Origin of the sequence: Streptomyces phytophilus, from assembly GCF_013870535.1 — a bacterium.
Taxonomy (GTDB): Bacteria; Actinomycetota; Actinomycetes; order Streptomycetales; family Streptomycetaceae; genus Streptomyces; species Streptomyces phytophilus.
The window spans coordinates 1-8,987 of record NZ_JACBXC010000127.1; the positions used below are offsets into that span (position 1 = coordinate 1).

General features: G+C 72.8%; 7 protein-coding genes. 6 read left to right on the plus strand and 1 reads right to left on the minus strand.

Going from position 1 to position 8,987, the window contains the following annotated elements; all coding sequences use genetic code 11:
- Positions 1 to 57 precede the first annotated feature (57 nt).
- Positions 58 to 561 carry a transcriptional regulator BldD gene (gene bldD, locus H5J30_RS09635; protein ID WP_018836716.1) on the minus strand — a complete coding sequence of 168 codons (504 nt, stop codon included), beginning with the start codon at positions 559 to 561 and terminating at the stop codon, positions 58 to 60.
- Between the two features lie 227 nt (positions 562 to 788).
- On the opposite strand from bldD, the gene pyrR reads away from it, so the two are divergent.
- The 6 genes from pyrR (at position 789) to carB (ending at position 8,856) form a co-directional block, all read left to right on the plus strand.
- Positions 789 to 1,349, plus strand: coding sequence for a bifunctional pyr operon transcriptional regulator/uracil phosphoribosyltransferase PyrR (gene pyrR / locus H5J30_RS09640; RefSeq protein ID WP_181786973.1), 561 nt, complete (start codon positions 789 to 791; stop codon positions 1,347 to 1,349).
- Positions 1,350 to 1,442: 93 nt separating this feature from the next.
- Positions 1,443 to 2,483: an aspartate carbamoyltransferase catalytic subunit gene (locus H5J30_RS09645; RefSeq protein WP_181786975.1), complete on the plus strand. Its 1,041-nt coding sequence runs from the start codon at positions 1,443 to 1,445 to the stop codon at positions 2,481 to 2,483.
- Entirely contained in the window at positions 2,480 to 3,775 is a 1,296-nt protein-coding gene (locus tag H5J30_RS09650) for a dihydroorotase (RefSeq protein ID WP_181786977.1), read from the plus strand. Before H5J30_RS09645 ends, H5J30_RS09650 begins: the two co-directional genes overlap by 4 nt.
- Complete coding sequence (locus H5J30_RS09655; RefSeq protein WP_181786979.1) at positions 3,772 to 4,377, plus strand: PH-like domain-containing protein; 606 nt, start codon at positions 3,772 to 3,774, stop codon at positions 4,375 to 4,377. The genes H5J30_RS09650 and H5J30_RS09655 overlap by 4 nt, the downstream gene beginning before the upstream one ends.
- Entirely contained in the window at positions 4,374 to 5,543 is a 1,170-nt protein-coding gene (carA, locus tag H5J30_RS09660; protein WP_181786981.1) for a glutamine-hydrolyzing carbamoyl-phosphate synthase small subunit, read from the plus strand. The genes H5J30_RS09655 and carA overlap by 4 nt, the downstream gene beginning before the upstream one ends.
- Positions 5,536 to 8,856, plus strand: coding sequence for a carbamoyl-phosphate synthase large subunit (gene carB, locus H5J30_RS09665; protein ID WP_181786983.1), 3,321 nt, complete (start codon positions 5,536 to 5,538; stop codon positions 8,854 to 8,856). Before carA ends, carB begins: the two co-directional genes overlap by 8 nt.
- Positions 8,857 to 8,987 lie beyond the last annotated feature (131 nt).

The window sequence follows — 8,987 nt, forward strand, 5'->3', positions numbered from 1 at the left end:
GCCCGTCCCGGGCCCCGCTCCGCCGACGGCGGCACGTTTCTGCTGGTGAGGCGCGGGTCAGGCGTCCTCGTGGACCACGACCGCGCGGCGGGCGTCGGCGTCCAGGACGCCCCAGCCGATGAGCTGCTCGGTCAGCACCGAGGGGGACTGGTCGTAGATCACGGCGAGCGTGCGCAGGTCGTCCTGGCGGATCGAGAGGACCTTGCCGTTGTAGTCCCCGCGCTGGCTCTGGATCGTCGCCGCATAGCGCTGCAGCGGTCCCGCCTTCTCGGCGGGGATCTGGGCCAGGCGCTCCAGGTCCAGCACGAGCTTCGGCGGCGGCTCAGCGGCCCCGCCGGGCGCCGAACCCGGGAGAAGCTCCTGCACCGGCACCCCGTAGAAGTCCGCCAGCTCGGCCAGGCGCTGCACGGTGACCGCACGGTCCCCGCGCTCGTACGACCCGACGACGACGGCCTTCCAGCGCCCCTGGGACTTCTCCTCCACGCCGTGCAGTGAGAGGCCCTGCTGGGTACGGATGCCCCGGAGCTTGGCCCCGAGCTGTTTGGCGTATTCGCTGGACATATGGCTCCCCGGACGACAGTCTGGTAACTCACTGTGAGGTTACGCAGCGTAACTTGGCTTCGTCAAGCGGAAGATTCATCCGGTCGCCACCCATGAGGGTGGTAGGTGGGCGGTGCTGACGCGGTGGAGACCCCGCGGCGGTGGTGTCGGGCCGCGCTGTTACGGTAGAGGGGACCTGACGTCCTTTAACGCCCGTCCTGTGAGGCGGGGAAGGGGGTCCTTTCCGTATGGACACGCACGGCACAGACCCGGCCCGGCCAGTTCTGGAGGCGCCGGACATCCAGCGGGTGCTGACCCGCATCGCGCACGAGATCGTGGAGCGCACCAAAGGCGCCCACGACGTGGTGCTCCTGGGCATCCCGACCCGCGGCGTGTGGCTCGGCCACCGGCTCGCCGCGAAGCTCGAAGAGATCACCGGCAGGAAGTTCGGCCAGTCGGGCGTCGGCTCGCTCGACATCACGATGTACCGCGACGATCTGCGCATGGGCCCGCCCCGCGCGCTGGCCCGCACCGACATCCCCGCGGAGGGGATCGACGGCCGGCTGGTGGTCCTCGTGGACGACGTGCTCTTCTCCGGCCGCACGATCCGCGCGGCGCTCGACGCGCTGAACGACATCGGCAGACCGCGGGCCGTGCAGCTCGCCGTCCTCGTCGACCGCGGCCACCGCGAGCTGCCCATCCGCGCCGACTACGTCGGCAAGAACCTCCCCACGTCGCTGCGGGAGACGGTCCGCGTCCAGCTCACCGAGCAGGACGGCCGCGACGCCGTGCTGCTCGGCTCCAAGTAGGACGCCCGCCCCGCCCCGCCGGCCGCCGGAGGCGTACGCCCCCGTGAGCCGCGGCGCGCGACCCGCCGTACCCACGACACCCCGGAGCACCCAGTGAAGCGCCATCTGATCTCGGCGGCCGACCTGTCCCGCGACGACGCCGTGCTGATCCTCGACACCGCCGAGGAACTGGCCCGGATCGCCGACCGGCCCATCAAGAAGCTGCCCACCCTGCGCGGCCGCACCGTGGTCAACCTCTTCTACGAGGACTCCACGCGCACCCGCATCTCCTTCGAAGCCGCCGCGAAGCGGCTCTCCGCCGACGTCATCAACTTCTCCGCCAAGGGCTCGTCCGTCTCCAAGGGCGAGTCGCTCAAGGACACCGCCCTGACCCTGGAGGCCATGGGCGCCGACGCCGTCGTCATCCGCCACCACGACTCCGGCGCCCCGCACCGGCTGGCCACCTCCGGCTGGATCAACGGCTCCGTCGTCAACGCCGGCGACGGCACCCACGAGCACCCCACGCAGGCGCTCCTCGACGCCTTCACCATGCGCCGCCACCTGGCGCCCGGCACCGGCGGCGGGCTCGACGGCCGCCGCATCACCGTCGTCGGCGACATCCTGCACAGCAGGGTCGCCCGCTCGAACGTGCTGCTGCTGCACACCCTCGGCGCCGAGGTCACGCTCGTCGCGCCGCCCACGCTGGTGCCGGTCGGCGTGGAGCGCTGGCCCTGCGAGGTCTCGTACGACCTGGACGCCGTGCTGCCGAAGTCCGACGGCGTGATGATGCTGCGGGTGCAGCGGGAGCGGATGAACGCCGCGTTCTTCCCCACCGAGCGCGAGTACGCCCGCCGCTACGGCCTCGACGGCGAACGGATGGCGCGCATGCCCGAGCACGCCCTCGTCATGCACCCCGGCCCGATGAACCGCGGCATGGAGATCACCGCCGAGGTCGCCGACTCGCCCCGCTGCACCGCGGTCGAGCAGGTCGCCAACGGCGTCTCCATCCGCATGGCCGTGCTCTACCTGCTGCTCGGCGGCGCACCGGGAGAAGCGCCGCCCACCGCCACGGCCGCGGGCGCCACAGCCACCGCGGCGGCCGGCAAGGCCGTCCCCGCCCCGACCACCGCACGCCCCGAGGAGAACGACCGATGAGCAAGACCCTGATCCGCGGCGCGCAGGTCCTCGGCGGCGAGGCCCGCGACGTCCTGATCGACGGCGAGACCATCGCCGAGGTCGCCGAGGCCGGCGCGGCGCTGCCGGCCGACGGCGCCGAGGTGGTCGAGGCCGCGGGGCACATCCTGCTGCCCGGCCTGGTCGACCTCCACACGCACCTGCGCGAGCCCGGCCGGGAGGACTCCGAGACCGTCCTGACCGGCACCCGCGCGGCCGCGAAGGGCGGCTTCACCGCCGTGCACGCGATGGCTAACACCTTCCCCGTCGCCGACACCGCGGGCGTCGTCGAGCAGGTCTGGCGCCTCGGCCGCGAGTCCGGCTACTGCGACGTGCAGCCGGTCGGCGCCGTCACCGTGGGCCTGGAGGGCAAGCAGCTCGCCGAGCTGGGCGCCATGCACGAGTCGGCGGCCGGCGTCGTGGTCTTCTCCGACGACGGCAAGTGCGTGGACGACGCCGTGATCATGCGCCGGGCACTGGAGTACGTGAAGGCGTTCGACGGCGTCGTGGCGCAGCACGCGCAGGAGCCGCGGCTGACCGAGGGCGCCCAGATGAACGAGGGCGTCGTCTCCGCCGAGCTGGGCCTCGGCGGCTGGCCCGCCGCCGCCGAGGAGTCGGTCATCGCCCGGGACGTGCTGCTCGCCGCCCACGTCGACTCCCGCGTGCACATCTGCCACCTGTCCACCGCCGGCTCGGTGGAGATCGTGCGGTGGGCGAAGTCCAAGGGCTGGCGCGTGACCGCCGAGGTCACCCCGCACCATCTGCTGCTCACCGACGAGCTGGTCCGCTCGTACGACCCCGTCTACAAGGTGAACCCGCCGCTGCGCACCGAGACCGACGTGCGCGCGCTGCGCGAGGCGCTCGCCGACGGCACCATCGACTGCGTCGCCACCGACCACGCCCCGCACCCGCAGGAGGACAAGGACTGCGAGTGGGCCGCCGCCGCCATGGGCATGGTCGGCCTGGAGACGGCGCTGTCCGTGGTGCAGCAGACGATGGTCGACACCGGCCTGCTCGACTGGTCCGGCGTCGCCGACCGGATGTCCTTCCGGCCCGCCGCCATCGGCCGCCTCGACGGGCACGGCCGGCCGGTCGCCCCCGGCGAGCCCGCCAACCTCACCCTCCTCGATCCGGCCTACCGTGGTCGCGTGGATCCGCACAGCTTCGTCTCCCGCAGCCGGAACACCCCCTACGCGGGCCGCGAGCTGCCCGGCCGGGTCACGCACACGTTCCTGCGCGGCCGTGCCACCCTCGCCGGGGGTGAGCCGGCGTGACGCTCGCCACCCTCCTCGCCGAGGAGCGGCAGTCGCAGCCCGTGACGGACTGGGCGGCGCGCATCGGCTGGATCGTCGGCCTGATCCTGTTCATCGCGCTCGTCTACTGGCTGATGCGCGAGGGCTGGAAGTGGCGCGGCCAGCTCCAGTCCGGCATTCCGGACCTGCCCCCGATCCCCGACGACGCCGGGCAGGCGCGGCTGGAGCTGACCGGGCGCTACCACGGCAGCACCGTCGCCGGGCAGTGGCTGGACCGCATCGTCGCCCACGGCCTGGGCGTACGCAGCCGCGTCGAGCTGACCCTCACCGAGCAGGGCCTCGCGGTCGTACGCCCCGGGGCCGCGGACTTCTTCGTCCCCGCCGCGCACCTGCGCGGCGCCCGGCTCGACAAGGCCATCGCCGGCAAGGTCCTCACCGAGGGCGGGCTGCTGGTGATCACCTGGGCGCACGGCGGCGCGGAGTACGACTCCGGCTTCCGCTCCGACCGCGCCGCCGAGCACGCCGCCTGGGTGGCGGCGCTCGGCGCCCCGCCCGCCGAGACCGCTCCCGCCGACGCCGCCGCGAGCTCCGCAGACAGCACCACCACGGAAGGCACACGATGACCGCAGCCCACCGCGGCCAGGAAAGCCCCGCCGTACTCGTCCTCGAAGACGGCCGCAGCTTCCGCGGCCGCGCCTACGGAGCGACGGGGGAGACCTTCGGCGAAGCCGTGTTCTCCACCGGTATGACCGGCTACCAGGAGACCCTGACCGACCCCTCGTACCACCGCCAGGTCGTCGTCATGACCGCCCCGCACGTCGGCAACACCGGCGTCAACGACGAGGACGCCGAGTCCGCCCGCATCTGGGTCTCCGGCTACGTCGTGCGCGACCCCGCCCGCGTCCCCTCCAGCTGGCGCGCCACCCGCTCCCTCGACGAGGAGCTGCGCCGCCAGGGCGTCGTCGGCATCTCCGGCGTCGACACCCGGGCGATCACCCGGCACCTGCGCGAGCGCGGCGCCATGCGCGTCGGCATCTTCTCCGGCGACCGGGTCGCGGACCCGGACGCGATGCTCGCCCGGGTGCGGGTCCAGGAGCAGATGAAGGGCGCGGACCTCGCGCCCGAGGTCGCCACCGAGGAGCCGTACGTCGTCCCCGCCCTCGGCGCGAAGCGCTTCACCGTCGCCGCGCTGGACCTCGGCATCAAGGGCATGACGCCGCGGCGGCTGGCCGAGCGCGGCATCGAGGTGCACGTGCTGCCCGCCACCGCCACGGTCGAGGAGGTCTACGCCGTGGCGCCCGACGGCGTGTTCCTCTCCAACGGCCCCGGCGACCCGGCCGCCGCCGACCTCACCGTGGTCCGCGCCGTGCTGGAGCGCGGCACCCCGCTGTTCGGCATCTGCTTCGGCAACCAGCTCCTCGGCCGCGCGCTCGGCTTCGGCACGTACAAGCTGAAGTACGGCCACCGCGGCATCAACCAGCCCGTCCAGGACCGCACCACGGGCCGCGTCGAGGTCACCGCGCACAACCACGGCTTCGCCGTCGACGCGCCCCTCGACACGGTGGCCGACACCCCGTACGGGCGCGCCGAGGTCAGCCACGTGTGCCTCAACGACCGGGTCGTGGAGGGCCTGCGGCTGCTGGACCGGCCGGCGTTCTCCGTCCAGTACCACCCCGAGGCGGCCGCGGGGCCGCACGACGCCGCGTACCTCTTCGACCGCTTCGCCGAGCTGATGGCGGACCACGCCGAGCAGACAGCACAGACAGCACAGGGAGCCCAGCGTGCCTAAGCGCACCGACATCCGGTCCGTCCTGGTCATCGGCTCGGGCCCGATCGTCATCGGCCAGGCCGCCGAGTTCGACTACTCCGGCACCCAGGCGTGCCGCGTGCTCCGGGCCGAGGGCCTGCGCGTCGTGCTCGTCAACTCCAACCCGGCGACGATCATGACCGACCCGGAGATCGCCGACGCCACGTACGTCGAGCCGATCACGCCCGAGTTCGTCGAGAAGATCATCGCGCGCGAGCGACCCGACGCCCTGCTGCCCACCCTCGGCGGGCAGACCGCCCTCAACACCGCGGTCTCGCTGCACGACTCCGGAGTGCTGGAGAAGTACGGCGTGGAGCTGATCGGCGCCAACGTCGAGGCCATCCAGAAGGGCGAGGACCGCGACCAGTTCAAGGAGGTCGTCGCGGAGGTCCGCCGCAAGACCGGGTACGGCGAGTCGGCCCGCTCGGTGATCTGCCACACCATGGACGAGGTGGTGGCCGGCGTCGAAGGACTCGGCGGCTACCCCGTGGTCGTACGCCCCTCCTTCACCATGGGCGGCGCCGGCTCCGGCTTCGCCCACGACGAGGAGGAGCTGCGCCGCATCGCCGGCCAGGGGCTCGCGCTCTCGCCGACGACCGAGGTGCTGCTGGAGGAGTCCATCCTGGGGTGGAAGGAGTACGAGCTGGAGCTGATGCGCGACAAGCACGACAACGTCGTGGTCGTCTGCTCCATCGAGAACCTCGACCCCATGGGCGTGCACACCGGCGACTCCGTGACCGTCGCCCCGTCGATGACGCTCACCGACCGTGAGTACCAGATCCTGCGCGACATCGGGATCGCCGTCATCCGCGAGGTGGGCGTCGACACCGGCGGCTGCAACATCCAGTTCGCGGTCGACCCCGCGGACGGCCGGGTCGTCGTCATCGAGATGAACCCGCGCGTCTCCCGCTCCTCCGCGCTCGCCTCCAAGGCCACCGGCTTCCCCATCGCCAAGATCGCCGCGAAGCTGGCCGTGGGCTACACCCTCGACGAGATCCCCAACGACATCACCCGCGAGACCCCCGCGTCCTTCGAGCCCACGCTCGACTACGTGGTGGTGAAGGTGCCCCGCTTCGCCTTCGAGAAGTTCCCGGCCGCCGACGCCTCGCTCACCACCACCATGAAGTCCGTCGGCGAGGCCATGGCCATCGGCCGCAACTTCACCGAGGCGCTGAACAAGGCGCTCCGCTCGGTCGAGAAGAACGACGCCCCCTTCGACTTCGCCGGCCCGCCGCCCGGCCCCGGCGAGAAGGCCGCGCTGCTCGCGAAGGCCGCCGTGCCCACAGACGGCCGGCTGAACACGGTGATGGCCGCCATCCGGGCCGGCGCCGCTCGGGAGGAGGTGCACGAGGCGACGCGGATCGACCCCTGGTTCGTCGACCAGCTCTTCCTGATCAAGGAGGTCGCCGACGAGCTGGCCGCCGCGGACCACCTCGACCCCGGCCTCCTGGCGTACGCCAAGCGCCACGGCTTCTCCGACGCCCAGATCGCCGGCGTGCGCGGGCTGCGCGAGGACGTGGTGCGCGAGGTGCGGCACGCGCTGGGCGTACGCCCGGTGTACAAGACGGTCGACACCTGCGCCGCCGAGTTCGCGGCGCGCACCCCGTACCTCTACTCCTCGTACGACGAGGAGACCGAGGTCGCCCCGCGCGAGCGCCCCGCCGTGATCATCCTCGGCTCCGGGCCCAACCGCATCGGCCAGGGCATCGAGTTCGACTACTCCTGCGTCCACGCCTCCTTCGCCCTCGGCGAGGCGGGCTACGAGACCGTGATGGTCAACTGCAACCCGGAGACCGTCTCCACCGACTACGACACCTCCGACCGGCTGTACTTCGAGCCGCTGACGCTGGAGGACGTGCTGGAGGTCGTGCACGCCGAGACCCAGGCGGGCCCGGTCGCCGGCGTCCTCGTCCAGCTGGGCGGGCAGACGCCGCTGGGGCTCGCGCAGGCGCTGAAGGACAACGGTGTGCCCGTCGTGGGCACGCCGCCGGAGGCGATCCACGCCGCCGAGGACCGCGGCGCGTTCGGCCGCGTGCTCGCCGAGGCGGGGCTGCCGGCGCCCAAGTACGGCACCGCGTTCTCCTTCGCCGAGGCCAAGAACATCGCCGCCGGGATCGGCTACCCGGTGATGGTGCGCCCCTCGTACGTGCTCGGCGGGCGCGGCATGGAGATCGTCTACGACGAGCCGTCGCTGGCCGCGTACCTGGAGCGGCACGCGGGACTCATCTCCGAACACCCCGTGCTCGTCGACCGGTTCCTCGACGACACCATCGAGATCGACGTCGACGCGCTCTACGACGGCACGGAGCTGTACCTCGGCGGCGTCATGGAGCACATCGAGGAAGCCGGCATCCACTCCGGCGACTCCGCGTGCGCGCTGCCCCCGATCACCCTCGGCGGGCACGACATCAAGCGGCTGCGCGCCTCCACCGAGGCCATCGCGCGCGGCGTCGGCGTCCGCGGGCTGATCAACATCCAGTTCGCGCTGGCCGGGGACATCCTGTACGTGCTGGAGGCCAACCCGCGCGCCTCGCGCACCGTCCCCTTCACCTCCAAGGCCACCGCCGTCCCGCTCGCCAAGGCCGCCGCCCGCATCTCGCTCGGCGCCACCGTCGCCGAACTGCGCGCGGAGGGCATGCTGCCGGCCGCGGGCGACGGCGGCACGCTGCCGCTGGACGCGCCGATCTCGGTGAAGGAGGCCGTGCTGCCGTGGACGCGCTTCCGCGACATCCGCGGCCGGGGCGTCGACACGGTGCTCGGCCCGGAGATGCGCTCCACCGGCGAGGTCATGGGCATCGACAGCGTCTTCGGCACGGCGTACGCCAAGTCGCAGGCCGCCGCGTACGGCGCGCTGCCCACCCGCGGCCGGGCCTTCGTCTCGGTCGCCAACCGCGACAAGCGCTCGATGGTCTTTCCGGCCCGCGAGCTGGTCCAGCACGGCTTCGAGCTGCTGGCCACCTCCGGCACCGCCGAGGTGCTCAGGCGCAACGGCATCGCCGCGACGGTCGTACGCAAGCACTCGCAGGGCCCGGGTCCGGACGGCGAGCGCACGATCGTGCAGCTGATCCACGACGGCGACGTCGACCTCATCGTCAACACCCCGTACGGCACCGGCGGCCGCCTCGACGGCTACGACATCCGCACCGCGGCCGTCGCCCGCGGGGTGCCGTGCCTGACGACGGTCCAGGCGCTGGCCGCCGCCGTCCAGGGCATCGAGGCGCTGACCCGCGGCGAGGTGGGGGTGCGCTCGCTCCAGGAACACGCCGGCCACCTCACCGAGGCCCGCGCCCGCTAGCTCCGGTCCGGAACCCTCCCCGCCCTCCCAGCCCTCCCAGCCCTCCTCGCCCTTCCGAGTCCCCGCCGGTCCGCCACCGGGCCGGCGGGGCCACGGCACCCGAAGCAGCCGAAGGTCCCTTATGTACCCCT